Consider the following 26,340-nt stretch of genomic DNA (forward strand, 5'->3'; position numbering starts at 1 on the left):
CTCATGCCGTCGAAACTACCGTCACGCCGCAATCGTTTTCTTCGCTGGTTCGCATGTGTGCCCCTCGCGCTCGGATTGCAAAGCTGCGTCCATCCGGGCGGCGAGCACCCTGTCTCCGACACCCGTTATCAGGTGCAGATTCGCCGTACCGCCCTCGGCATTCCGCACCTGAAGGCCGACGATTGGGGCAGCCTCGGCTACGGCTACGGCTACGTGCAGGCACAGGACAATCTGTGCACGATGGCCGAGAGCTTCGTCACGTATCGCGGCGAACGCTCGCGCTATTTTGGCGCCAATGCCCGTCCCAGCGACCAGGCAACCTTCGGGCAACCGGACAATCTCGATGCGGATTTCTTCTTCCGTTTCGTCGACGACGATGCGGCCGTCGCGCGCTACCGGCGCGCGCAGACCCGCGACATGCGCGCGCTGATCGACGGATTTGCCGAAGGCTACAACCGCTATCTCGACGATCTTGCCCACGCCGCCGTGCCTGCGGCGCATGGCGCATGCCGCTCAGCGCCCTGGGTGGGCAGAATCACCAGCGCAGATGTGTATCGGCGCCTGTATGCGGCGAATCTGGCGGGTGGAGAAGCCCGCTTTGCCAGCGCGATCGCGACGGCAGTAGCGCCAACGGCCCCGGCAGCCGCTACGCTGGGCGCCCGCCCCCTGCGCGGCAACCGGCCGGCCGGCGCCCTCGCCAGCGATGCACCACTGCCCTACGTCGGCGGACACGCCGGAATCGGCAGCAACGCCCTCGCATTCGGCGCCGATGCCACCCGGAACAGCAGTGCACTGCTGCTCGGCAATCCGCACTGGTTCTGGACCGGACCCGACCGCTTCTACCAGGCGCAGTTGACGATTCCCGGCAAACTTGACGTGAGCGGCGTGTCCTTTCTCGGCGTCCCTCTGATCGTCATCGGCTTCAACCGAAACGTTGCGTGGACGCATACGGTGTCGACCGCAAAGCGTTTCGGCCTGTTCAGACTGAAGCTCGCGCCGGGCTCGCCGACCACGTATGTCTACGACGGCCGCGTCGAGGCGATGACGGCGACCCGCATCCAGGTCGCCGTGCGTGCCGCAGACGGCTCGCTTCAGACGGTCTCGCGCACGCTGTACCGTTCGAGATTCGGTCCGCTCGTCAATCTCGGTTCAATGTCGCCCGCGCTCGCCTGGAACACGCAGCAGGCCTTCGCGATACGCGACGTCAACGCCGACAATTTCCGCGTGTTCGAAAACTTCCTCGAATGGGACCAGGCAAGCTCGCTTGACGATTTCATTCGCATCCAGCGGAAGAACGCGGCTGTACCTTGGGTGAATACGCTCGCGATCGGACGTGGCGATCCGCGCGCGTGGTATGCGGACATCGGCGCGGTTCCCGATGCGCCGGACGCGCTCATCCAACGTTGCACGCCGTCGACCGGCGTGGCGATCGCGCATGTGATGCCGGGCGTGCCGGTGCTTGACGGCTCGAACACCGCGTGCAATTGGCAAGTCGACACGCGTTCAGTTCAAGCCGGGGCGCTCCCGGCCGAACAGATGCCGAGCCTGCTACGGCGCGATTATGTCGGCAACTTCAACGGCAGTTACTGGCTCGCCAACCCAGCGACGCCCCTGACGGGCTATGCCCGGATCGTCGGCCAGACGGATGTGCCGCAATCATTGCGCACACGCCTCGGCCACGCGATCGCCATGCGCCTTCAGGCCGACCCGGAGGGCGTGTCGGCCAACGCGCTGGGCAGTGCCGCGCTCGACAGCACGTCAATGTCGGCTCGACTCTACAAGAAGCCTGTCCTCGATCGCCTGTGCGGTAACACGCGACCGGCCGAAGCATCGCCCGACGAGCTTCGCGAAGCATGCGCCGTGCTCGCCGCATGGAACGACACCGGCGCCAGCGATGCAGCCGGTGCCGCTCTGTGGGACGCGCTGTGGCGGCGCCTGCTGCTGATCCCGCCCGAACAGCTTTATGCCGTACCGTTCGATCCAAGCCGGCCGCTGGCGACGCCTGCCGGCATCGCCGCCGCCCCTGCCCAGCTCGCCGCCGCGCTGCACGAAGCCATCGCGGTGCTGCGCAATGCGGGTATCGCGCTTGACGCGCCGCGCGACGCAACGCTGTACGTGCAGCGCAAGAACGAGCGCATCGCACTGTTCGGCGGGTGCGATGCAGCCGGCTATTTCACGGCGGCCTGCGTGTCCGGTCAGCCGGATCCGCACGCGTCACCCGCCAGCGGGACATTGCTCGGCAACACCTATCTGCAGATCGTATCGTTCGCAGACGATGGCGTCTCCGCGCGGACGCTGCTCGCCTCTTCCGAGTCCGACGACTCCGATTCGCCGCACTACGCTGACGGCACGCGCGCGTATGCCGCGAAGCGCTGGCTGCAGGTGCCATTTTCCGACGCGGCAATCGAACGCGATCCGATGCTGATCACGCACCGATTGACTTCGCGCGACATACCGTCTCGCTAGGCATCATCGTGCATGAAGGAGGAAATCGCATGCTCCCGCGAGTCTCTTCGTCGGCGCCCTCGCCGATGCATCAAGTGATACGCGAATGCTCACCCGACGTGATGATCGACGCCAACACATTCGCCTTTTATCCTCAGCGCCTGACTCGGCAATACCCGGCCGAACTTCGTCCACCTCACGCAGGCGAACTGCATCTCTGGCGATTCCGTTACGGATGGCTTCCGGTGACAGTGCAGAAAGGCGAAAGCTGGCTCTCCGAGAGCGAACGTGAACGGGCGAGACTGGGACCCAATGCTGCACTGCTCAAGCGATTCATCGCCGGACGCGTGGTGCTGCGCTGGATCGCATCGAACTTGCTGGACATGGATCCGCGAGACGTGCAACTCGTCGATGGCCAGGCAACCCATCCCGGCATCCGGTTCCTGACGGACTCGGAACCGCTATGTGCGGACATCGCATACGGCGGCATCTGGATCGTGATCGGCGTTGCATCGACCGCACTGGGGATCGGCATTACGATGCCGATACCTGGCGTTACTGCCGTGCTACCAGAGGGCGCCAGATCGAGCGTATGGACCATGACCATGCCGGATCATGTCACGGAAGCGCGTCGACATGCGGGCCATTCGCAACAGCAGGCCCGTTTGCACAGCTTGCTCGGCGCATCGAAAGATTTGCCGGCTGACGTTGCTCAATGCTCGTTAAGTAGTGTAGCGAGTGCTCGCTTCGTGACGGTCGAGGCAACTCAGCGCTGGCATGTCATCGATGTCCCCATGCCTGGAGAGATCCGAGCTGCCGTATCTGTTGCGCAATCGGTGACGGAAATACGTGCGTTCGGTTGGAAAAAGATCTGAGCGTCCGTTTACTACATCGCGCAGCGGGCCGCACTTGTTCGGCATACGCGGGACGTGGCTGCTGGCGGGGCGAAATGCATTCGTTGTTCGCCCCACGAGTGCGCCCGGAGCACGGGCAGCGAAGCGCGAATAATCTCCGCGGACGACCACACCATCTGGACGAGAGCGTCGGACGACTGACTCTACACCCTATTTTCGGCTTCCGCCGTCGTCACCGAGGTCCTTGAGGCGCTTTTTGAGCTTCTGGTTCTGGATCACGAGCAGCGTGAGAGCAGTCAGCGTCGCGACTGGAAAAAACCATTCGCCAGAGTAATGTAGCAACGCCCATACGACCGCCGTAATCACGATCGCGAAGGCGATCAGCGCCAATCTGTCGATGAGCCGGTTCATGCTGCCACTCAATATGAACGCGTCCCGTTTGCAACGGTTTTCGTGTGGTCAGACTTGACAGGATGGGCTGCAGCTCTATACCCGGCCTTGTTGCAGCCGATACTGCCCGCTGCGGGCCCCTATGAAATACGCTGACTCGCACCTCATTCTCCTGGCGAGCTCGAAGCTCTACACGGCATGCAGGTTTAGCGAGTCCCGGTCCTACCTGGCTTGTCATCACACTCGATTACTGCGCAACCTTTCGACGTTCACCCTGTGTTTAGGCAAAGCTGAACAAGCGTCTGCATCCATGATGTCATCAAGAGTTCAAAGCGAATTGATCATGAACGAAGCGTTACTTGCTCGTTTTCGGGCACCCTGGGCCGAGTTCAAGGGCCTGGAGCCCGACGACACGACCTCCTCGCCGATCAACCTGTCGTAGAGCGCCGCCGTCGACATGTCGACCGCCACGTCCGGACACTGCGCTTGGCTCGGCGCAAATTCATGCTGCAACTGCTTGAGATCGGGCAACTCACCGACTGTGAGCAACGCCTCAAGCCGCTCGGCAAGAACGGCCTCGACGCCATGATTATACGTGTCAGTGAGACAACGACCGCCGCGCTCCGTCGCCGCGTCATGAAGACGTTCCAAGCCATCGGAATGGAGAAGCTCAGCAGCCAACTCGTTTTTGGCACATCGTGGACAGCCATGGCCGTCTAGAATCTTGCGCGCCTCGGTAGTCCATTCGTGTCCAGAACGACAGGTGAAATGTTGCCGCGCCGTTTGACCGAGGTAGGTTCCCTCATGACAAACAAGACCGCGTTCACTCGGTAGCTCCCGAAAGCGGTCCTGCACGCGCATTTGCTCGCACTCGAGGCAAGTTATCGTGCCTCGCATCGCGACCGTGCCTATGCGAGTGACGTCATGGCCCGACGCGCAGCGGAATTCATAGTAGGACTTCAGCCCGCGCCATTCGAGCGTCAGAAGCGTAAGCCCCCGTTCAGCGGCAACCTCGACCAGACGGGCATATGCAACATCGGGCTTGCGACGTGTACGTGTCGGAGAAGTGCCTTGGCTCATTGTCTTCAGAATTGTGCAGTCACTTGGAAACCGAGGGTCACACGCGCGGTCGGAAAACCCGAGGGCTTGTAGACAGGCGTGCCGGCAAATAGATCGTAACCATATCCGCCGAACCGCGTTGCGATACTACCCTTGACGCCAATCACTGCCCCAGCGAGCTGCGTGCCAACCAAGGCAATCGGTTCCGGCCCCCATACACGACCGTAGTCGAGACCGGCATAGGCTGACAGCCCGGTCTGCGCGACTGGAACTTGTAACTCGTTGCGCCAGTAGAACCCGCGCGATCCCGCCAGCAGCGTTTCACCGTCAAACCCTCGCACGGTATAACGGCTACCGATCGTGATGCTATCGAGGTACGAAACCGTATTGCCCGTGTATTGGCCATGAAAGGTCGTCACGTATTTGAACGGCTGCGTACCGATCACGAACGGTATCGACAGATTCGCATCGAGCACGGCCATCTTGAATCGATAAGTCGGCCCGCCGTCCACCGCGAACATGCTGTCGGTCGAGCCGAGCCAGCCGAGCCCTTGACGATAGGCAAGCGAGCCATCGAACTGCGCCGAGCCGAAATAGTGCCGGTCGTTCAGCCCGAACTCAAGGAAGGTGGCGTTCTGGTGTGACGACGGTATCGTCGTGCCTTCGATGTAGCTGTCGCCGAAGCGGCGCGTCAGGCGAACCTGAGCACCGAACACATCGTTCCGGCTGCGGGTCAGTACGCGGTTGAGCTTGAAGTCGACCGTCTTCATGTTGCCGCTGGCAACGAACGTCTGGTTCACGGCCGCGAGCGGTTGAAAGTACGTGCTGGTATAGGCCGATAGCGTACCGGTCCAGTATCCCCAAGGGATCGAGTAGAACGCGTTCCAGCCGTGCGAACCGAAACGTTTGTCTCCGAATTCCAGATCCTGGTTGAAGCCGACGTTGAAGATGTCGTTCAGGCCCAGCGGGTTGTCTATGCCGAGCGACACATTGCCTTGCAGCTTGCCGGTTGCGCGTGTGCCCGAATTGTCGATGGACGCAACAACGGTCCATGGCTTACCGCGCTTCACGTCGAGGACGACGTCGCTCTCGCCAGGCATGTCGCCCGGTGCGATCCGCATGGACACATCCTGGCTTGACACGCGCTTCATTTGTTCAAGCCCTTGCTCGATGTCACGCAGGTTCAACACGTCGCCGTCGCGAGTCGGGAAAGCGGTCTTCCACGTTCCACGCAATTTCTCGTTTTCGAAACGTACGTGACGGATCACGCCCGGAATCAGGGCGAGCTTCAATGTGGCAGTGGACAAATCCTGCTCTGGCACGAGCACGCGGGTCGTGATGTAGCCGCGTGCGAGGATGGCTTGCGATAGTCCCTTTACGATCAGGTCGACGCCTTGCTTACCTACGCATTGGCCGGCGTAGTGCGCAAGCCAGTCGCGCGCAAAAGCGAAGCGGTCCATCGGCAAGGCTGACGCGCCTTGCGCCTTCGACGCGGCCGGTAACGAGTCGGGCACGTCGAGCGCAAAACGACCGATTCGAAAGCACGGCGTTTCGGTCGGCAATACCGGATAGGCTTCCGGGCGCGGTATGTCCGAGCGCACGCTCGGGGCTTGCACAGTGGCGTCGCGCTGCAGGGCGTCACGGCGCTGTTGCGCCTGCTGATTCTGCTCGGCGTTCGCGCGAGCAGCTGCTGCCTGGTCGCTCAGAGACGGCGCCTGTTGTGCTTGCGCAGCAAGCGTGATCAGAGTAGTGATTGGCAACACAGCCAGCCGTCTGGTCGTTTTCATTTAATTTTTCTGATTGACGGGAATAGACAGCAAACATCCCCCGTTATCGATATGGTAATGACCATCAATTCGCATCAGCACCCCAACTATAGTCGCGATTTGAATCAATTCCCCGTATTTCCGAGTCGGGTGTCTTGCCGTAACTTCTCAACCAATTGATCCCACACATTCTCGTACAGGGGAAATGATTCCTCAGCCTGAGAAGCGGTTCTAGCTCGCGTCACAGCCGTCAAAAAAATTGACAGCCCGTTAGAATTCAACGATTCCGTTGAGATAAAGCTCATTTCTCCCTCTTCCATGGGAAGATAAACCTCATCCTTAACCCAAATGTCAGACGAGTCAAACCAATCACCGATTCTGCTAACCAAATAATCGAACTGACTCGTACTCACCGGAACGCGAATATCTTTAAAGATAACTATCGATCCTGCCATTTTCGCCTCATTTGATCAAAATTGAAAGCGACAAAACCTAAATTAACAAATCAAACCTCGCAATAACATCGCGAACCTCTTCCCCTCTTTCAGGGAATTCATCCCCGAAGGCCAGCAATGTCACCTTCAATGCGTTTCGAAACGCCTGGGCGTCAAAGATACTTTCAGATGGCTCAATTCCGCTCACATCAGGATCAGCCCATACCTTGTACCTTCCAGGGTGATCTGCGTCTGGGATATGGTCTATTTCCCACCCCGGATCGCCCCCCAATCCCCCATTAGGCTGCAATATGGGGGTGAGCCAATGATCCAGGGGCACTGACTGTGCGACCACCCATGTAAGAACCCAATATAGTAGTTGCTCGGGTCCCTCGACTTCATGCGCATGGCCCCACTTCATTTCGCACCTCGTATCGGATATGCGGTAGGAACCGACGGAGGCGAACCCGGTGTCACTCTGATAGGCACCGCGAACTCAATCCCGTTCACAATCACTTTTACCAGCCCGTCATCTGGGGGGCCGTCACAACAAAGACATCGTGCTCTTGACTCTCTGAACGAACGAACTCAGCCGCGGCTAGATTGCTTTGTTCCGCAACACCAACATCAACGGGCGGATCGACTCCATCCCAAATGCAATCGAGCCTCGCTTCAAATCCAGGGAAATGCCAAATACCTCCCTCGACCCGAGCAACAACCAAACCGTGCTGACCCGCCCGTTCACAAACCGCAATTGCTGCATCGGCAGACAGCTTCATCACAACGCTTCCGCCGAGTGAGAAAAAGTCATCCGACGAATCGTAGCGTCGTTGGAGATCAATATTCATCGCGACTCACTTCCATTTAATTCGACTATCGGGAATCCAACCAGGATCGTTTTTGCCGCTCACCTGGACAACTTCGCCGGTCCGGTCGTTGACCACAACGTAACCACTCTTAGAACCGTACACGGATGCGGAATCATTTCTCGGCACCCCATCTGGGGTCTTCCCCGCGGATCGATTATCCATCGTCGTTCCGACAGGTCCCTCATTTACGACTGCTTGCACTTCTTGCTGCGTCCATCCACGAGCCTCAAGTTGGCCGCCGATCTTGCCGTCGATAACAACCTTGCCCACGTTTGTGGCCGATGATGTACCGGCCGTCGCAACTCCACCATTGGCCGTTGGAAGTTGCGCATTCGCTCCCGAACTCCCCGCTGTCGCCGTACCCGGCGAGGGTGACGCGCTTGCGCCATTGCCATACGGTTGGGTTCTTGCCGCATTGCCGGCTGCGCTCAAGTCTCCACTGGCGGTTTTGAGCGCACCGTTTCCAACCGTGACCCCATCCACCGATGTTGTTGTCGCACCGGTTCCGGCTGCCGCTTTGCCACCGAGACCCAGTGTCGCCAGGACAGGTGTCCAGAACTCCGCGTCAGGACCAACCGACGTCCCCGATTTGTACGGCTTCTTCAGCCCGTCAAGCGAGACATAGCCCGGATCGCCCGGCGTGGCAAACGGCCCACCGTTCGGAAGGTTGACGATCACGCCCGCGACGTTGACCATTCCGTTCCAGACACCGGCCTTGCCATCTGCCGTCATGACGATGGCTTGAGCGACCTTCTTCGACAACGATGCAAAAATGTCGTTTGACGTTTGATTGTTCGAATCGTTACCTGCATTGTAAAGCTGCACATTCGACGCCATCGCCGCGCCCGCGCTACCGCCAACCAGTGCGCCACCGACCGTTGCCGCGACGTTCGCAGCAATATTGCCGACCAGCGACGAGCCGGTGGTATCGCCCACCGACTTGCTGATCTTCTCCGCCTGGTTCGCCAGCAGCGACGACATGCCGGCACCCGCTGCGCCACCAATCGCCGTGAGCGCGCTGCCGCCGCCGAGCCCGCCGATCAGCGCACCGCCGCCCATCTGCAATTCCGCGCGCGACGCCCCGCCTTCCATCCAACCCTTGGCCTCGTTCAGCGCCGCCTGTGCGCCAGCCAGATCCCCGCTGTCATACGCCGCCTTGGCCGCTTCCAACGCCGCATCGCGCTTGTGGTCGGCATACAACCCGATCCCCTGCGAAACCGTCTGCCCCGCTGCCTGCGCCGCGTTCATCGTATCGGCCTGCTGCGACAGCGTCTTTTGCACATCGGGCGTCTTCGAAACGGTCCCGTTCAGATTCGCCGTGTCGCGGTTCAGGTTCGCGACGTCCTGCGTCTGCTCGCTCGGCTTCGTGATGTTGATCGCGCCAGCGCTCACCGCGCTCTTCGTCGTCGCGCTCTGGTCGCCGCTGTCGTTCTGGAACACCATCGGCGTCACGCCGCCCGAGCCCGATACCGACGACGGACCAACTGCCTTGTTGCTCGGCCCGACCGATGCACCCGCGCTAAAGCCCGCGCTGTTCGCGCTGTAGTGCGAGTGGTTCTCGATGTCGCTCGTCGTCAACGTGCCGGTCGTCAGACTGTTCTTCGACGGATCGGCCGTGCTGGCGATATACGCGCCCTTCAGGTCGGTGTTGCCCTTCACGGTCACGTCGAACCCGCCCGCACCGGCCTGGATGCCGGCCTGCTCGTTCACACCCGCATAGTTGCCGTCCGCGTGACCGTTCTGCGCACTGAAACTCCCGCCGACGCCGCCCGCCTGGCTGATCGTGACGCCGCCGCCCGCGCTCGACTGATGCGCGGCGCTCACGGTCGTATCCTGGACGCTCGCCACGTCCAGGTTGCCGCCCACGTCGGCCACGACCTTGTTCGCGTTCACGTTCGCGCCGATCACGTTCGTATCGCCGCCGCTCACGATGGTCGCGGTCTGGCTGGCGTTGATATGCGTATTGTTCTGGATCGCCGCATCCGAATTCCCGTCGCCGTGCGCACGCTGCATCGATGCGGACACGCCGATGCCGTTCGTACCGATCGACACGCCAACGCTCGATCCCGACGACGAATTCGAGCTTTGCGTCTTGTCCGTATCGGTTGTGTTGACGAGATTGACCTGATTGTTCGCGATCAACGCCACGTTAGCCGCGTTCACGTTCGAGCCTGCGATCGTGATGTTGCCGTCCTTCGGCGTGCCGTTGCCTGTCGCGATCAGTTTCGTGGTTCCGCCTGCATTGATGCTGGAACCCCGCTGAATCGTCTGGTCTTCGGACGACTGCATCGAACTATGGCTCGAACCGACGCTGACTTGCACACCAATGCTCGGGGCCTGCGGCCCCTTGGCACCGTCCAGCAGCTTTGCGGCACCCATGCTGCCGAATGCCACGTCGCCGGCCGCCGCGATGCTATGCAGCGCGGATGCGCGGCCGTTGCTGTCCTTCGCCGATTCGCGCGCGGCCTGCGTCTCGCTGATCGCGTTGTTGATCGCATCGCCCACCGAGCCCGACAGGCCAACCGTCAGCCCGCTCTTGCTCGTCTGCTGCTGTTGCGCTTGATGCGTGGTGTCGGTGGCCGATTCGATCACGATGTTCGCGGCCGTCCCGGTCACATCCTTGCCCGCGACCAGATCACTGCCTTGTACGTGCAGCGTATTGCCCGCGTTGACGGTCAGATTGCCGTCGACCGAGCCGACCGTGCTGGCGTTGTTGGTGACGATCGAGGATTGATTCTGCTGCGCGAGCTTGCTGTTGCCGACCGAGAAAGATAGGCCGCCGCCCGACATCAGGCCCGAGTGTTGCTCCTGGTACGTGGTCGACGATTGGCTGGTGTCCTGCGACGTCGTTATGTTCACGTCGTGCGCCGCGTTCAGCGCCACATCGTGCGTGCCGACGACCGTACTACCCTGAACATTGATGTCCTTACCGCTGCCGATCGACACACCGTCCGCCGAAATCAGGCTGCCGTTCGCGATCGTCGAGGTTGCATCCTGCGAGCTGGCGATCTTCGTGCCACTCACGACGCCGCTGCGGCTGTGCGTCTCGCGCGAGTTGTACACATGCGTTTCAGTAGCCGCACCGACGTTCACGTCGCCGGCCGCCAGCAGGTTCGCATCGCCTTTCTTCAGGTCGATCGTGCTGCCGATGACGTTGATGTCCTTGTTCGACACCACATTCAGTGTATCGCCACCCTTGACGGTCGTGCCCGTCACCGTCTGGTCCGATGCATGCTGCATTTCAGCATAGCTTCGGCTGCCCTCATTGCCCGAGCTGTTGGCGTTCACGGTTGACGTGGTACTCGCAGCGCCGAAGGTTACGTCACCCTTGGCCGCGATCGTGCCGCCCTGGCCGAAGTCGAGCTGCGCACCTTGCGCCGTCAAGTCACCGCCCACACCGATGGCCGACTTGCCGCCGACGTTCACTGTGCTGCCGGTTGCGCTGTTGAGGTCCGTATCCGACACGCCGTTCGCACGCTGCACGACCTTGTGTTCGCCGGTCTGCTGCACGCCGAGATTCCAGTTTCCGCCAATATTGGCGTTCAGGTTCCCGCCGACATTCAGGTTGCCCGCATTCTGCTGGAAGTCGCCGCCGGTCTTGATCGACGCGTCGCCGGCCACGTTCAGGTTCGCGGCCGGCCCGAGCGTCGTCTTGTCGCTCGTTGCGCCATCGCGGCTCACCTGGTGCGTCGTCTGCGTCGCAGTATCCAGAATCAGCTTGTTGCCCGCGTTCAGGTCGAGGCTGCCGGCCTTCACGTTGGCCGACGTGAGATCCACATTGCCCGTCGTGTCGAGCGACATCAGCCCGCCGCTTTGCAACGCACCGAACGCGTTGTCGATCTGCTTGCCCTGAAGCGCGAGCGTCGTGTCCGCCTTCACGGTGCCGCTGTTCGTGAAGACCTGCGTGTTCTTCAAATCGATATTGCCGGCCGTGATCAGCGGGCCATTCGTGTTCTGCTGATCGGCCTTCGCCAGATACACGACCGGTACCAATACCTGCTGGCCGCCGACCGTCTCGGTCTGCATGATGATCACGTTGGTCGTGAGCGCGGCCACCTGCTGCGCCGACAGGCTCATGCCGAGCGGCAAGTTCAGCGACTTCGACAATTCCGCGCCCGCGAGCATCAACGACTGATACATGCCCTGAAGGTCCGTATACGGGCCCAATACCGCCTTGCCCGTCAGTTGCGTGACCTGGTTACGCACGAGTTGCTGTTCGTAGAACCCGTCGCCGAGACGCTTTTCGGTGGTCAGCGGATTCACGCCGATCTGGTTCAGGTAATAGTCGCTCGACAGGAAATTGTTCATTCGAGTGAACGCGGGGTTCGTCTCGATGAGATATGTTGGGTTCGGTGCAGGATTCGGCCGGTACAGGCCGCCTTGCGGAATCGTCAGGTTGTTCAGCACGTTCACGGCGGTCGCGCTCGCGATCACCGGATCAATCCAGGCGGGCGTACTGCCCTTGATCGCGGCGGCTCCCGATTGCGTGCCGTTCCGTCGATGTCGACGAATTCGACGAATGGGAGGCGTTCGCGCCGTATCCCGATCACGTCGTTCACGCCGCGCATGAAGCCAGTTCCGAAGCGGGCGATAGCTATCCGCCGTTTGGTCGGTGCGAAGAACCTGCCCCATCCCCTATGGTCGAAGCCTGCCACGACCTGCATAACGCGATCGAATCATTGATGGGCGAACCGGGCAAGCCCGATCCAGCCGCGGCCAAGTCCGCCGCGCCGTCGTCGCCCAATCCGGCAATCCGCTGTCCGCGTTGTCTGTCCTCGTGTATCGATACGCGCAATCGTGCCCGCAAGGCCGGCAGCACAATCGGCAGCGTCGCGGGAGCCACGGGTGGCATGGCCGCCGCACTCGCCGGCGCAGAAACCGGCGCGGTCGTTGGCTCGATCACCGGTCCGATCGGCACCGTGTTCGGCGGCCTCGCCGGCGCGGTCATCGCCGGGCTCGTCGGCAGCGCCGCGGGCTGTGCAGCCGGTTCGGCTGTCGGTGGTGCTATTGATGACAACGTGCTCGACAATCTCCACTGCCTCGCCTGCGGGCACGCCTTCAGCACAAAGCAAGGCTGAACAGCTCATCGACGTGCTCGAACCGATCATCGCGCGCGGCTCGCTCGTGTTCAACGACGACATTCCGCGTGACGAGGAGAAGTCCCTTCAGCGCTACCCCGTGGAGAAGCGACCGAGCTACTCCCTGCTTCACCAGATCGCGCACATCACGCGCGACAAGAACACCCTTTAGCACGACGACCGATTGGACGCCATCGCGGGTGCATGCCGGTATTGGGTCGAGCAGATGCCCGCCAACACGCGCACGCACGCGAGCCTAAGCACAAGCGTCCAGCTTGTGCCGGGCTATCCGCACCTGATACGCTCAGGCTCGATCACAGCCCCGCTGCGCCCTCCTCAGCCCTTTCGGCTACCCGTTTACCCGTTGGAATGCCTGACCGTCTCCCGTCTGTCTCAAGGGCTGTCGTGCGCCTTGTCATATGCGCCTTGTCCACTGCCTCAGCGAGGCAATCCGCAGCGCTGCAATGGAGCTATCGCTCGCCCGCGCACACGTCTTCCAGAACGCGCACATGCGCAGGCCCGCACGGGGAGCGCAGGCGCGAGCGGGTGGCGTAAGGCCGCGCAGATAAGCAAACCAAATTTGGGTCGGGAGGTAGCAGATGTCGAGCAGCCGGAGCTAGAATCCGGTCACACTCCAGTCACAGTGAATTGTGATTGGCCCTGCAACCCGTCGGATGTGGGCGAACGCGTGTAGAGCGTAAATACTTGAATAAGTGTCACGGATCGGCGTAATGGAGCCTGGGAAGATCGGCGTAAAGGCGCCACTTGGAAGGGTTGGGAAACGCAGTTTCGAACGCCGTCAAGAATGCTAGTTTTTGCCGCGTTTTTCAATGCCTGAAACAGGCGATTCCGGCATCGATTTGGGCACTCGATAACTGTCGCCGTCGAGGATGATCCGGTAGGCGCCGTGGCGCAGCCGGTCGAGGGTGGCGGCGCCGAGCATGCGGTTGGCCGGGAACGCGTCGCCCCATTCGCTGAAGTCCAGATTGCTCGTCAAGACCAGTGAACCGCGGCGCTCATAACGCTCGGCGACGAGGTCGTGGAACGCTTCGTCATGCGGCGCCGTGATGGGTTTGAGGGCGAAGTCGTCGACGATGATCAGCGGCACGCGCACCAGTTGCTGCAGCCGGCGCTCGTAGTTGCCGACGGCGCGCGCGGCATGCAGCGTGTTGAGCAGCTTGGTTTGCGTGAGGAACAGCACGTCGTGCCCCTGACGCGCGGCGCAGTGGCCCAGCGCCTGCGCCAGATGCGACTTGCCGACGCCGGTGGGGCCGGCGATCAGCACGTTGGCGTTCTCCTGTAGGTAACGGCCGGTGGCCAGGTCCTGGATGACGGCGCGGTTCAGTTTGGGCAGCCGATCGAAGTCGAACGACTCGAGCGTCTTGCCGGGCCGGAAGCTCGCGCGCGCCAGCCGCGTGCTCAGCTTCTTGTGCTCACGCCGGGCGATCTCGTCCTGGATTAGCAGCGCGAGAAACTCGGTGTAGGCGAGCTTGCCGTCGATGGCTTGGCGGTTACGTTGCTCGAGCGAGTCGAGGATGCCGGACAGGCGCAGTTGTTTGAGCATCGGGCTCAGTTCGGGAATCGGATTCATGTCGGGATCTCAGTGGCTCATCATGGAAGGCAGGTCACGGCAGAAGCGGCCGCCGCGGGCATAGGTGTCGGCGACGTCGATCAGATCGGGCTGGACGGGCTCGGCCAGTTGATCCAGGCCCTTGTCGAGGATCGTCTTGATGGTGCGGTAGCGCGGGCTGCTGAAGGACATCGCGCGCTGACAGGCGGCTTCCAGACGAGCGGCGCCGACCTTCGCTTCGAGCCGCAAGATGCCCTGCGCGCCCCGCAAGTTGACCAGCACTTGATCGTTGAACAACGCGAGGATCACGGCATGGCAAGCCGGGCCGATGCGTTTGGCTTCGGCCAAACACCATTGCGGGTCATGCATCTGCCAAGCCTGGGCTTCGGGCGGCAGATGATCACGCACGGTGGAGCGAGCGCCAGGGCGATGTAGCCGCGGGTGCGCGGCGACCAGCTCATGCTCACGAAACAGTTGCACCGTGGTGTCCGTCGCCTTGAGCCACAACGTCTGGCCCACGAGCTTGCACGGCGCCGAGTACAGCCCTTTATGGAACTGCACGTGGCAGTCGCGGTGCACGCTGACCTTGGTCCATTCAGCGAGCACCGGCGGCACATCGGGCAACGCCGCCAGTAACGATCGCTCGAGCGCAAAGCGCGCCAGCGGCTGTTCGCGCGTCGTGCCGTGTAGGCGATTGCCGGCTTCGCTCATGATCCATTCGCGCAATTGACGGTTGGCATCGGCGAGATCACGAAACTCGCGCAAAGGAGCAAAGGACTTCTTAATGTATTTGACTCCTGATTCGACGATCCCCTTCTTCTGTGGGTCACGCGGCGGGCATGCATCGATCTTGAAGCCATACCCTTCGGCCAGTTCGGCGTAGGAGCGTTGAACTTCCGGGTCATACATGCAGGCCCGTGTGATGGCGCACTTGGCGTTGTCGATCACGGTTCGCGCCGGGACGCCACCCCACCAGTCGAATGCTCGGCGGTGACAAGCAAGCCACGTCGCTACCGTTTGATCGAGCACGAGCTCTGCGTATTGGTGGCGTGACCAGCACAACGTAGCGACGAAAAACCAGGTCTTGACTGGCTTGCCGGCGGCGTCGAGCAGTTGCGGGCCGGCGCCGAAGTCGATCTGCACGGCGTCGGCCGGTGCGAAGTCGAGCACCGTGGTGGCCGGAACTCCGCGCTCGACGACCAGCGCTTGCAGGAAGCGCCGCACGGCCGAGTAGCTGCCGCTGTAGCCGTGATTGCGCTGCAGCGCGCTGTGGATCGTGGTGCCTTGGATGTCGGCGTGGAACCATTGCGTGATCAACTCGCGAAACGGCTCCAGCGTCGACACGCAGGTGCGCGGCAGTTGCGGATTGCGGCCGAACATGCCGGCCAGCACGGCGTCATCGGGCAGTGGCCGGGTGGGGGTGAGCCAATCGTGCTGGAGGGCAGCCTGGCGGATGGTCGCTAACTTCTTGCGGCCCATCAGCCCGGCGCGGGCGATGTCGCGATCGGAATCGCCCTGGCGCATGCGCGCGAGGACTTGGCGGTACTCAAACACTTCGAACCTCCGGTTACTCACGGCCCCTCCGAGCAAAAAGCTCGAAGGGTAACCAGTTGATGGAAGTTCGAAACGCGTTCCCGATTACGGCGGGGGGGGCGCCATTACGCCGATCATCGGCTGGCGCCTTTACGGCGATCCTGGGGTGGCGCCAATACGGCGATCATCCGCTGGCTCCATTACGCCGATCCTGAGGTGGCGCCAATACGCCGATCCCGGTTTGGCTCCATAGCGGCGATCATTGACAATAAGCGAAGAATTCTGGCCCGCCCTACACGATTCGAACGTGTGACCTACGGCTTAGAAGGCCGAGCGCCATCACTTGAACCAAGATTGATCGACATCCCAACACCTCACTATATATTTGAAATATAAAGATATTTTAACCCTTCACCATCCTACGATGTTGACTCGGATTGACCGACATCCCTAGAATTCCCCTACACGGCGCCTACATGGCACTACAAGCGGGGACTACAGGTGACAAAGGAAAATTTCACGATCGAACGCGTGACGGGTTACGAGTGTGCACCCGGACGACAACAGACGATCTACTGGGACAAGAAGCAGCAAGGGCTCGGTCTTCGCGTCACGGCTTCGGGCGTGAAGTCCTACGTATTCGAGGGCCGCTTGTTTGGCAAGACCGTTCGCATCACCATCGGATCGCCCAACGCATGGCTACTCGAGCGACACGCCACGACCGACGCAGCCACAGGAAAAACGATCGAACGTCTCGGTGCGAGACAGGAAGCGGCCCGACTCAAAGCACTGATGGATCGCGGCATTGATCCTCGCGAAGAAAGAGCGGAACAGCGCGCTGAGCACGAAGCCCGCAAACTCGAATCCCTCAGGCAAAACGCAACTGTATCGGAAGCATGGTCGGCCTATCTGGACGCACACCGCAGCAAATGGAGCGATCGACACTACTACGATCACGAGAAGCTCGCACAAGCGGGCGGCCTTCCTTGGAAGCGTGGACGTGGGACGACAATTCCTGGGCCGCTGGCGACACTAATGCCGCTGAAGCTAACAGATATCAACGCTGAGCGAGTGGCTACCTGGCTTGAAGCCGAAGCAGAAAAGCGGCCTACGAACGCTGAGCAGAGTTACCGCAAACTGCGCGCATTCATTCGGTGGTGCGACGACAAGCCGGAATACTCAGGATCTATTGCTCCAAATGCGTATGCCGCTCGGGCCGTGCGCGCAGCAGTACCGCGCACCAAGGCAAAAAGTGATTGCCTACAGCGAGAGCAGCTGCCTGCGTGGTTCGCGGCCGTACGTCAGATCGGCAATCCGGTTATCAGCGCATACTTGCAGGGGCTCCTCCTTACTGGTGCTCGCCGTGAGGAGCTCGCCGCATTGCGCTGGAAGGACGTGGACTTCCGCTGGCGCAGCCTGACCATGAACGACAAGATCGAGGGGACCGGCGGCCGCACTATCCCACTTACACCGTACCTAGCGAGCCTCCTGACGAATCTCAAGCAGATGAACGAGATACCGCCGAACAGACGGCAGTTGGCCAGCCTCACCGAAAAGGGAAAATCTTGGTCGCCCTCTGAATGGGTATTCACCAGTAACAGATCGGAGGACGGAAAGATCGCCGAGCCCAGAAAGGCCCACAACGGTGCACTCGAGGCCGCCGATCTGCCTCCCCTGACATTACACGGCCTGCGACGATCGTTCGGTACGCTTTCGGAATGGGTTGAAGTCCCTGTTGGCGTCGTCGCACAGATCCAAGGACACAAACCGTCCGCGTTGGCCGAGAAACACTATCGACGTCGGCCACTCGACCTTCTTCGGATGTGGCACGATAAAATTGAGTCGTGGATGCTGCTGCAAGCAGGTCTCGACCATCTCGTTACTTGGTGAAGCGGAAAAACGGCGCCCTGACGATAACGGCCACACCTAAAACCGCTCATAGCTGAGTTGCACAAGCCCGATGATGCAGCATTACCTGCGTGCGACTTTCTAAGCGCGGCTAGACAAGCATCCGGCCGTTGTTCCTGCGCGACAGTCCCCTCCCACTCCCTTCAACGCTCCCCGACTAAGCCCGTCCTTGCAGAGGCTCGCAAGTCGCTCCACCTGCGAAAAGCTCATCGTCCGCTTGCGATAGCCAAGTAAAATCAAGCATTCTCGAGCGCGCCGGGCCGGCATCGTCAAATCAGAAGCAAAGCAGCCAATACGCATAGCCGCAGAGAAACCGTATTTGCCGAAACAAGCTGGCGAGCGACGCGCGAGGCGGCGAAATCACGTGCCCCGATGTGAGCCAGTGGTTTGCCAGAGCCGACGGATGGCCCGCGCGGAAGCGACATAACCGAAGGGCGAGCAGTGAACGAACACACTCATAAATCTCCGGCCCCCTTGGCAGGCGATCCGGCACGGCAAGCTGTCGACTCGCTCAGAGGATACGACTATCAGATCTGGCGCTCGGTTGAAGCCTGGATGCACCTCGCGGATGGCCAAGCCCTCTTTCTCGAGGGCGCCGAAGACTTCGATATTGTGAGCGACTCCGCGGCCGAGAGCACCCAAGTCAAGATCACCACCAGCAACATCACTCTCGGCTCCGCAGATGTGCGCAAAGCGATTGAAAATTGCTGGCTTCTGATTGAGCGCAACGTCGGAAGAGCATCCGTCACCATGCGATTTCTAACGCGCGGCGGCATTGGACTTGAACAGGGCAACCCATTCGGCAAAGAACCCGGCATCAAGCTCTGGCAAAGGGCCGCATCGGGATCAGACGAAGCGGCCGATCGTATTGCGCTCTATCTGAAAGGCGTGTTCAAAGATGCGCAATTGAACCAATTCCTCTCCACGGCGAACGCGGATGCGCTACGCGAGCGACTATTTCAGCGTCTGGCGTGGGTAACCGAAGAGCCTAGCTTCGAGGCGACAGTCATTACCGTCGAAAGGCTTGCAATTCAGCTCGGGCGATCTCGGGATGTTGGAGCCTTAGACTCTTTGAGGGCACTCGACGGCCTTCTCGCGCATTGCCGCGCCACTGCGACCAAAGAGACTTTGGAGCTTCGAAGCCTGACACTCGAAGACATGATTCGGATTTTTGAGGAGAAGACCGACATTAGGATTCCAGGGACGCGGGCCATGTTTACCAAGCTGGCGAGCTCCCTCATGTCGACTCTCACTGCGCCTACCAGCGGTGGCGCAATCACATTCACGCCAGCCACTTTCGGCGTGGAGCCATCGCTTCCTGCGTTCGTGCTACCCCGAAGCCCCCTAGTCAAAGCTATCACTGAGTCAAAGCGGCCGGTGCTGATCGTCGGAACCGAGGGCCGTGGGAAGACGACTGTTGCCAGCCTCGCGGGTCAACAGTTGGGCGATGTCGATTGGTGGGTAGACCTTTCAGCGACGGAGACCGCGTCTCTTCCGGACGTTCTGGAGCGACTATTGACCGAACTTCGTTACGCGAAAATGGCGCGCGTGGTCGTCATTGATGACCTTCCGGTCACCGAGGGACTCGCGCAAGACGTCTGGGCTCGCGTAAGCGCGATCTTTGACGAGTGCGGGAATGGCAACCATAGGCTGATTTGCACCGCCAAGGGTGTGCATCCCGAAGCTGTCGATCCTAAGTTGCGTGCGGCACAAGTCGCCATTCACTCAATTCCCGACCTGTCGCTGCCAGAAGTAAAAGATTTTGTGGGACGCCTTGGCTGTCCAGAAGACTTGTCCGATCTCTGGTCCGAAAGAATCCTCGCGGAGAGCGGTGGTGGACATCCCAAACTCGTCCATCTACGAGGATTGGAGCTTCAAGACGCGGCTTGGCCGACGCCGACAGCGGAATTGCCGTCCTCGCCACCGCGAAGCATTCAAGAAGCCAGAAATTTTGCAAGAAGACAGGCGACCAGGTCGCTGACAAACGAGGAACGAGAGCTGCTCTACGCGATGAGTCTCGCGCTTCACCCAATCGATCGCAGCACGATCCTGTCGATCGGTTCAGAATTTGCCAATTTGGACATGCCGGGCGACACCTTGGACCGCCTTGTCGGACGATGGATCGAGTCGGTTGGCGTCCAAGGTTATCGGACTACCGCTCTCCTAGCTGGTCAAGCCGAGTCCGTATGGCCCAAAAGCAAAGTCCGCGGTGCCCATGCATCTTTGTTCGACGCGCTATCGGGCCAGGGAACTATCAGCGTTGACCAAGCGTTTCCGATTTTTCTGCATGCCTGGCACAGCGGAGATGACGATCGGGCCGCCGGATACCTTGCATGTCTCGTGAATGAGCAAAGCGAGATGCGATCCATCGTCTACGAGCATCTCGCTCCGATTATGTCTATCGGGCGTAGCGGTAGCGTTATCCCAGACAACATCAGGCCACGCACGCTTGCCATTCTGCGTTTGATTCAATTTCGTGTCGCCCAGCAAGAAAAAACGGCTGAATTGCCGCTTATCGCGAAAGAATGGCAGTCGACGATCGAACTGCTGCCAGAAGGCCGTATGCGCGACGGTGCTTGCTTGATACGCGCCTTCCTCATTACAGGCAAACGAGAAGCCTCGCTGTCAACTCACACCGTCATTGAAGCGCTGGTCGATCTGCATCGCCACCAGCATCTATTCCAACCCGACGCACAAGACGACATTTCCCCGGACCTATTCCCAGACGGCATTGCAACGCCTCAAAACCTAGTCCCGACAACGTTCGGCTTCATCTTCGGACAGCTCGACAGCCTCGATGCTCTCAGCGAGCTTCTAGACGCAATGGAAGCGACCAACGCCGGAGCACGACAGCAAATGCTGCGGGCCTTCAATATTCCATTTTTTCGAAAGAGTCATCTGTTCGTCGATGGGCCGTTCGTCGCGGAGTCGAGGCGCCAGCCGCCTCGCTGGGAATATGCGACGTCCATCCTCCTGCGGATGATTAACATGGCGGACCAATGGAAATGCAAACGCCTTGCGATCTCTGCGGGACGAACTCTCTCCGTCGTCTATGCCAGCCATTTGAACGATCAGGAAAAAGCTATCAATTGTCTTCGAGACGTCGCCTCTCGATTTGGGGAGTCGGCTATCCTCGAAGCGCAAAGAGGGAATATCCACTTTCAGTCGAAGAAATACGAGGAGGCGCTGTCCGTCTGGCAGACATCGCTCTGGCGCCCTGGCGCTGACACCGAGACGGTGGACAAAGACAAAAACATGCTTAGATGCGCGGGCATCGCAGCCGGACTCCGGCGTGATTTCTCCAGCGCCTCGCAATGGTTCGAGTGGGCTGCTGAGGCCGCAAAAGACTCGGGAATGAACGAAGATGCGTTCGTCGGAGGCGCTTTGCTGGACGCCGCCTATTGTGCGTTCAAGGACGAGGCATGGACTCGAGCGATTTCCCTAAGTTATGCAGGCATTTCGGTTCTGCAAGGCGATTTTGATCCCGAGGAGCATTTCGAAATCTTCGCTGCACAAAGGATGGCGCTGTTGGTCCTGCTTTGGATGACAGGTGAAGTTTATCCAGGCTATGACGCAGCAGAAACCGTCAACGAGCCCGCGCCGGGTCAGTGCAGCGCTCCGCGGCCAGACAAGCGTATCGGCGACGGCCCATTGGTAAGCTGGGACATGCATGCGGCGTCCCTTTTCGGTGTTGCGTTGGCGTTCGCACCCGATAGCGATATTGTTGGGGTGCTTGACCGTCATCTCGAAAAAACCCGTGTCGCATCCGCGAAGTTTCTACATTGTTTGTTTTGGTGCAACGACGCTTTCGAACGAGGCCGCCTCCATGAAATATGCGATCGAGTGCTCGGCCTCCAACGCTCCCAATGGTTGCACTTGGCACAGGAGAAACGTGGGCTTGATTCGCGCCAGCCATACGATGGCTCGGACGAAGAGATCGATCGAAATAGCTCCATCGACATGGAACTGTTCTTGATTTTTGGCTTGTTTGCCGGCCTTCTGAAAAAAATTCCCTGCGATGTCCTTGCCACGAGATGGCGCGAAAAACTCGCCGAAAGCGCGGACGGTTGCGCGCTTCGCGATTCGCTCGAAGTCGCAGTAGGTCGCATTCAGATTGATCTGCAAGTCGCCGAGTCAACGTTTATGGACCATCGACTCCCATCGCTAACGCGACTTGGCGCAGCGTGTCGGCTTCTCGCGAGCCCGAAACGCTCGCCCAAGCTGACCGCGTTGGCCCAACATTGGAGCCTGCTGTGCTTGCGCAAGGGAGCTTCCAATCTTTTCGCATTCGGCGGCATTCTTGCCTCACTGGCGCCTCATTTCGCGGACATGTGGCGAGAGCATCTCATGGTCCCAGCGCTATTGAAGTTACCTCAAATTTCCGCGTCATCACTTCGCGATGCAATCAACGACGATTTGAATCCGCCGAGGCAGATAGCGAGATTGCTAGCCGCGGCAGAGACCGCAACAGGAGTGACGTTTCAAAACGAACTGCGCGCCGCCCTTGAAAAGGCGATAGACGCCTACGCCATGCGAACAACGTGACGGTGGCGGGTTTTCCGACGCGCGCGCTCGATCGCTCAATCAATGAAATTAGACGAGAAGCGCCGGTTACTCAGAAAGGGAGTCGCCCTGATTATGTTTGATACCGCGTGCGCTACGCCGCGCGCTCTTGCTCGGGAGGCTCAACGCGATACCCGGCATGAATCAGAACCCGCGCGCACAAAGCGATGAAGCCATCGATGGACAGATCGCTTTTTGCGTCGTTCGTGCGCCACGCGCATACCTTGAACACCGCTGCGCTTGCCGACGCCTCGACGTGGTCCACTGTGGGCAACAACGCGAAGCCCGCTTTGTAATGATGCCGGCCCTCTTGGGATTCGGCGTTCGCGTATTTGCTGAGGAGCGTCCAGTCGAGCTCTTCGCCTGTGTAGTCGTCGCGCCCCCCACTCGCGACAACCGCTTCGTGAATCGCCTGGCGATAAGCGGCTCCGATCGCATCATTCGCAAAGCGCTTGCGGTCTCGGCGCACATGAGCAACGGCCTTGCGAGCAAGCCAACGGAAATAGACTTGCTCCGACACTATGCCACTCAGAAAAGGAGGCAACTGATGCTTGCGCTGCGACATGGCTCTTCCCCGTTCAATCTCTGCGCCGATCAACACGATCGGTGCCCTGCTACGCGCCAGCCAGCCACCTCGCGCCCATCGCCGATGAAGCTCAAAGCGCGTATTTGTCGCTGCGGTTCTTAAACGCCGGCTTCGTCCCTTCAAGGATGTGAATCACCTTTTCGAGCATCTTCGGGTTCTCGATACCCCCGGCCTCATAAGTGAAGCTATGCTCGGTCTTGTTGCACTCCGCGTAGATGATCTGCTCGGCGTCGCACACCACCGCCAGGTTGGGATTGTGGGTGACGATAATGACTTGGCGCCGCTCCTTGGCTGCTTTGATGCATTTGACCAGGATCTTGTAGATCGTCTGGTTGTCGAGATTCTCCTCAGGCTGATCGATGACGATGGGGATGTCGTCCTTGTCCACAAGCAGGTAAAAGACCAACAGCAAAAGCCCACGCTCCCCCGGCGACAATTGCCCGATTTCCTGCTGCGCGTAAGTCAGCGAATATCGCGGCGACAGGTAATCGAGTCCATAGAGGTAGTCGAGCACCTCTCTTGGCCCGGCCGTGCGTCGAACTTGGTCGGCCAGCCTCGTCGGCCGCCCTGCGTCGTCTCTGCGGTCGTGGCGAAGCAAATCGTCAAGCTTTTCCGCAAAAGCGATAGTCCCTTCCGCCGTTGAGAAGTCTGCTTCGCTCAGAAGGTCCCGCATCCGTTGGTCGCTGTCCTCGATCCCGTAAAACGATCCTCGCGCTTGGCGATTAATGCTTGCGAAGAAGCGCTCCTGAAAACCCGACTCGTCGATCCGAACTTGGAAGTCGAGCGGAAGAGGCATGTCCATCTGCTGCGCCGATTGAACAAAGGATTGAACCGGCTCGTATAGCCGACGATATTCGTTGACGGCCTCCACGATCAACGCATGAACCTGCTTGGCCCTCTCGACCCGGCTCGCGCGCAAATCCGAAAGCCGCCCCGGCAACGCGGCGAGCCCCTCGATCTCCGCTTCCAGCCAGCCAATGCTATTCGCCTTGTCCTTCCCGCCGATCAGTTCGGTTTTCGCCCTTTCCCACGCTGCGAGCGCTTCCTTGTATTGGATGAATAGGCGCTGCCTCTCGCCGAGCTTCGTCTTCGTCGCCTCGATGGACGCCTTGACGGTCTCGCGTCGCTTAACGAGGCCGTCCGCCTCTTCACTCAGAAGCGCCCCGTCAACGCTGAGAATCTCCGTGGCCGCCGCCACGCCAACTTCATTGACGGGAGTCAGGTTGATTTGCAATGAGACAAGCTGATCGGGGAGAATTTCCGCGCCCAATTCGTCCAACAAAGGAGCCAGCTCTTGGAGAAACTGGTCGTGAGCTTTCTTGTGATTGTCGACCGCCTGCGAGATTCGCTTCGCCAACGCCTGCCGCTTGACAGCCGCCCCCTTGCGATCGCGAAGCTCCGCCTCCTCCTTGTCGACGGCCGCCGCTTGCGCTTCGAGTTGCTGGATCAACTCGGCCGCTTGCTCCGATTCGCGCTGCGCTTCCGGTGAGGCGCCAGGGTCTGTGACCTCGACGGGTTTGCCTGCGTCAAGCGCCGCCAGTTCGGAGCGCTTCGCCTCAAGCTGCTTTTCCAGCCCCGTCCGGAACTCAGACTCATCCGATCCTCGGTGGCCAGAATGTCAGCGTTGATCCTCGAAATCTCTTTGATGATGGCTTGCCTCGCGGCGTTGATTTCCGCGACCTTGAAGTCGATCAACGCGTCCATTGAGGGTTGGTCAAGTCGGTCCTCTTCGGGAACATGGGAGAAGATGATCTTTCTAAGCTCGCTGTCGAACGTGGATGAGCCGCCCTCGCCGAGCTCGTTGCACAGCGTTTCGAGATACAGTTGCGGCAGATACTTGATTCGTTCGACGCTGGTCGACGAAGGATTTTCGTCAAGCTGCCTCGTCGATTCCGTGCCGTCTCGCCAAACAATCGACGCCGTGAAATGTTGCGCCGGTTTGCCCTTCGGGTTTCGAAAGCGCTGCTCGTTCAAGAATGAAAAACCGCCCCTGTTCTTCGTGTCGCCCGCCAACGCAATGATGTCGGACAAGGCGCTCTTGCCGCTCCCCTTGTTACCGATGATCGCCACCAGGTCGCTGTTGAGGGGCATGTCGACATCGAACCATGGATCCCGCAGCGTCGAGCCAGGCTTCTTTTTCACGCGAATGGACGAAACGTATTTCGTCCTATGACGCTCGACCAATTGGCGCTTCGGCGGATTGTCGCCGACGTAGACACGGTTCGAAAACTCGCGGACCGCCTGGACCAGGCCCGCGAACGTGACGTCCGCTTTGATCCACGTGAAGCAGTTGCCAATGCGGTCCTTATCCTTCTCCTCGCGCAACCAATGAGCGTCCGAGCAATCCAGAAGCAAATCGTTCACATTCGCCTCGGCCAGGCTTTTGCGCGCTTTTTCGTAGGCCGCCGGGCTCTCCGCCGCGGTGAAGACCAGATCCGCCTCGTTGATGACGCTTCTCTTGTCGGCGATCGTGTGGTCGCTCCAACGCAAGCTGTCCCATTCGGTTTTGCCGATGGCAAGCAAATGGCGACGCTCGAAGAACGGCGTGTTGAGCGCCTCCTTGACCTTCTCCAGGCTGACATTCAACGAATTGAAGCCCTCGGTCAGCGGATCGTCATAGCCTGACTTTTGATCGTCGGGCGCCGCCGCAATGATGGCCTCGCCGAGCGCGCGTAGATTCTCGCGCGTGATCACGCCGCCCCATCGCGCCTCATGGTCGCGCGCCTCCGGCATCAGCTTGTAATGCCGCGTGATCGCGCTTAGGAACTGATCCCGGATCAACGCGGGATCAATCTCGTCGAAAATGACGTGCAGGTTTATCCGGCTCCAATTCGACTCGGAGTATCCCTCTTTCGTCTTTTGGACGACGCCGCCAAACTTGTCGAGCCGAAGCTCAACAACCGGCAGAATCAGGTCAAGGTTCTTGAGTCGGCCTTGCTCCCGCTTCGCGCGCAGAACCCGCTCGTAACCGTCGACGAACACATAATCGTTGATGCCGATGACTTTGAATTCGGCCGGCAGCTCCTCGAGATCGGAGAGGAAAGCCTCCCACGCGGCGTCTTCGCCTCCTGGGTAATGGTGAATGATTGATGCCGGGGTGTGGACGTGCAAATCCCACTTTTTCCATGTGGACCCAGTTCTTTCATTTTGCATACGGCCTCCGCGCTATCGGCTTGTTCTCGCGCTCTCTCATGACCGCGGCATGCGCGCCGCGACTCGTATCGCCAAACTATATCTTCTCATTCGCGCGAGAGGTAGATGCGGACCGAGCGTTCGAGTCGACGA

At 60.1% G+C, this 26,340-nt stretch carries 17 protein-coding genes and 1 pseudogene; 6 read left to right on the top strand and 12 right to left on the bottom strand.

Annotation, left to right across the window (positions count from 1 at the left end):
• The first annotated feature begins 3 nt into the window (after window positions 1-3).
• Complete coding sequence (locus WS70_RS11510) at window positions 4-2,466, top strand: penicillin acylase family protein (RefSeq protein ID WP_059597843.1); 2,463 nt, start codon at window positions 4-6, stop codon at window positions 2,464-2,466.
• A gap of 65 nt (window positions 2,467-2,531) precedes the next feature.
• Window positions 2,532-3,320 (top strand): 4'-phosphopantetheinyl transferase family protein, encoded by a 789-nt coding sequence (locus tag WS70_RS11515; protein WP_156438458.1) that lies wholly within the window; start codon window positions 2,532-2,534, stop codon window positions 3,318-3,320.
• Window positions 3,321-3,509: 189 nt separating this feature from the next.
• Here WS70_RS11515 and WS70_RS11520 read toward each other — a convergent pair whose 3' ends face one another.
• The 7 genes and pseudogenes from WS70_RS11520 to WS70_RS11540 all read right to left on the bottom strand — a co-directional run.
• A complete protein-coding gene (locus WS70_RS11520; protein WP_059597844.1) occupies window positions 3,510-3,710 on the bottom strand; it encodes a hypothetical protein in 201 nt (66 codons plus the stop codon).
• 306 nt (window positions 3,711-4,016) lie between these two features.
• Window positions 4,017-4,769 carry a hypothetical protein gene (locus tag WS70_RS33585; RefSeq protein WP_335639689.1) on the bottom strand — a complete coding sequence of 251 codons (753 nt, stop codon included), beginning with the start codon at window positions 4,767-4,769 and terminating at the stop codon, window positions 4,017-4,019.
• 5 nt (window positions 4,770-4,774) lie between these two features.
• A complete protein-coding gene (locus tag WS70_RS11530) occupies window positions 4,775-6,535 on the bottom strand; it encodes a ShlB/FhaC/HecB family hemolysin secretion/activation protein (RefSeq protein WP_059597845.1) in 1,761 nt (586 codons plus the stop codon).
• A gap of 104 nt (window positions 6,536-6,639) precedes the next feature.
• Window positions 6,640-6,969: a hypothetical protein gene (locus tag WS70_RS31490; protein WP_159082888.1), complete on the bottom strand. Its 330-nt coding sequence runs from the start codon at window positions 6,967-6,969 to the stop codon at window positions 6,640-6,642.
• A 37-nt stretch (window positions 6,970-7,006) separates the two neighbouring features.
• Window positions 7,007-7,369 carry a hypothetical protein gene (locus tag WS70_RS31495; protein WP_159082889.1) on the bottom strand — a complete coding sequence of 121 codons (363 nt, stop codon included), beginning with the start codon at window positions 7,367-7,369 and terminating at the stop codon, window positions 7,007-7,009.
• 97 nt (window positions 7,370-7,466) lie between these two features.
• Window positions 7,467-7,796 (bottom strand): toxin-immunity protein system imunity protein CdiI, encoded by a 330-nt coding sequence (gene cdiI, locus WS70_RS11535; RefSeq protein WP_082722357.1) that lies wholly within the window; start codon window positions 7,794-7,796, stop codon window positions 7,467-7,469.
• Window positions 7,797-7,802: 6 nt separating this feature from the next.
• Window positions 7,803-12,311, bottom strand: a pseudogene (locus WS70_RS11540) (hemagglutinin repeat-containing protein); the annotation flags it as partial.
• Window positions 12,312-12,454: 143 nt separating this feature from the next.
• Here WS70_RS11540 and WS70_RS32860 point away from each other — a divergent pair.
• Window positions 12,455-12,895: a hypothetical protein gene (locus WS70_RS32860; RefSeq protein WP_226382745.1), complete on the top strand. Its 441-nt coding sequence runs from the start codon at window positions 12,455-12,457 to the stop codon at window positions 12,893-12,895.
• 13 nt (window positions 12,896-12,908) lie between these two features.
• The gene (locus tag WS70_RS11550; RefSeq protein ID WP_162498949.1) at window positions 12,909-13,067 is read left to right on the top strand and encodes a hypothetical protein; all 159 of its coding nucleotides are present in this window, start codon (window positions 12,909-12,911) and stop codon (window positions 13,065-13,067) included.
• 636 nt (window positions 13,068-13,703) lie between these two features.
• Here the strand turns inward: WS70_RS11550 and istB are convergent.
• Window positions 13,704-14,486 carry an IS21-like element helper ATPase IstB gene (gene istB, locus WS70_RS11555; RefSeq protein ID WP_059471300.1) on the bottom strand — a complete coding sequence of 261 codons (783 nt, stop codon included), beginning with the start codon at window positions 14,484-14,486 and terminating at the stop codon, window positions 13,704-13,706.
• A 9-nt stretch (window positions 14,487-14,495) separates the two neighbouring features.
• Complete coding sequence (istA, locus tag WS70_RS11560; protein ID WP_082722130.1) at window positions 14,496-16,019, bottom strand: IS21 family transposase; 1,524 nt, start codon at window positions 16,017-16,019, stop codon at window positions 14,496-14,498.
• Between the two features lie 480 nt (window positions 16,020-16,499).
• Here istA and WS70_RS11565 point away from each other — a divergent pair, with 480 nt between their 5' ends.
• Together WS70_RS11565 and WS70_RS11570 are read left to right on the top strand one after the other, a co-directional pair.
• Complete coding sequence (locus WS70_RS11565; protein WP_059597986.1) at window positions 16,500-17,888, top strand: tyrosine-type recombinase/integrase; 1,389 nt, start codon at window positions 16,500-16,502, stop codon at window positions 17,886-17,888.
• A gap of 573 nt (window positions 17,889-18,461) precedes the next feature.
• Window positions 18,462-22,451 (top strand): hypothetical protein, encoded by a 3,990-nt coding sequence (locus WS70_RS11570; protein WP_059597987.1) that lies wholly within the window; start codon window positions 18,462-18,464, stop codon window positions 22,449-22,451.
• A gap of 112 nt (window positions 22,452-22,563) precedes the next feature.
• Here WS70_RS11570 and WS70_RS11575 read toward each other — a convergent pair whose 3' ends face one another.
• The 3 genes from WS70_RS11575 to WS70_RS32870 form a co-directional block, all read right to left on the bottom strand.
• Window positions 22,564-23,034: a hypothetical protein gene (locus WS70_RS11575; protein ID WP_082722378.1), complete on the bottom strand. Its 471-nt coding sequence runs from the start codon at window positions 23,032-23,034 to the stop codon at window positions 22,564-22,566.
• A 91-nt stretch (window positions 23,035-23,125) separates the two neighbouring features.
• Window positions 23,126-24,505, bottom strand: coding sequence for an AAA family ATPase (locus tag WS70_RS32865; RefSeq protein WP_226382746.1), 1,380 nt, complete (start codon window positions 24,503-24,505; stop codon window positions 23,126-23,128).
• Entirely contained in the window at window positions 24,502-26,208 is a 1,707-nt protein-coding gene (locus tag WS70_RS32870; protein ID WP_226382747.1) for a P-loop NTPase family protein, read from the bottom strand. Before WS70_RS32870 ends, WS70_RS32865 begins: the two co-directional genes overlap by 4 nt.
• Window positions 26,209-26,340: the final 132 nt, after the last annotated feature.

The organism is Burkholderia mayonis (assembly GCF_001523745.2).
Lineage (GTDB): Bacteria > Pseudomonadota > Gammaproteobacteria > Burkholderiales > Burkholderiaceae > Burkholderia > Burkholderia mayonis.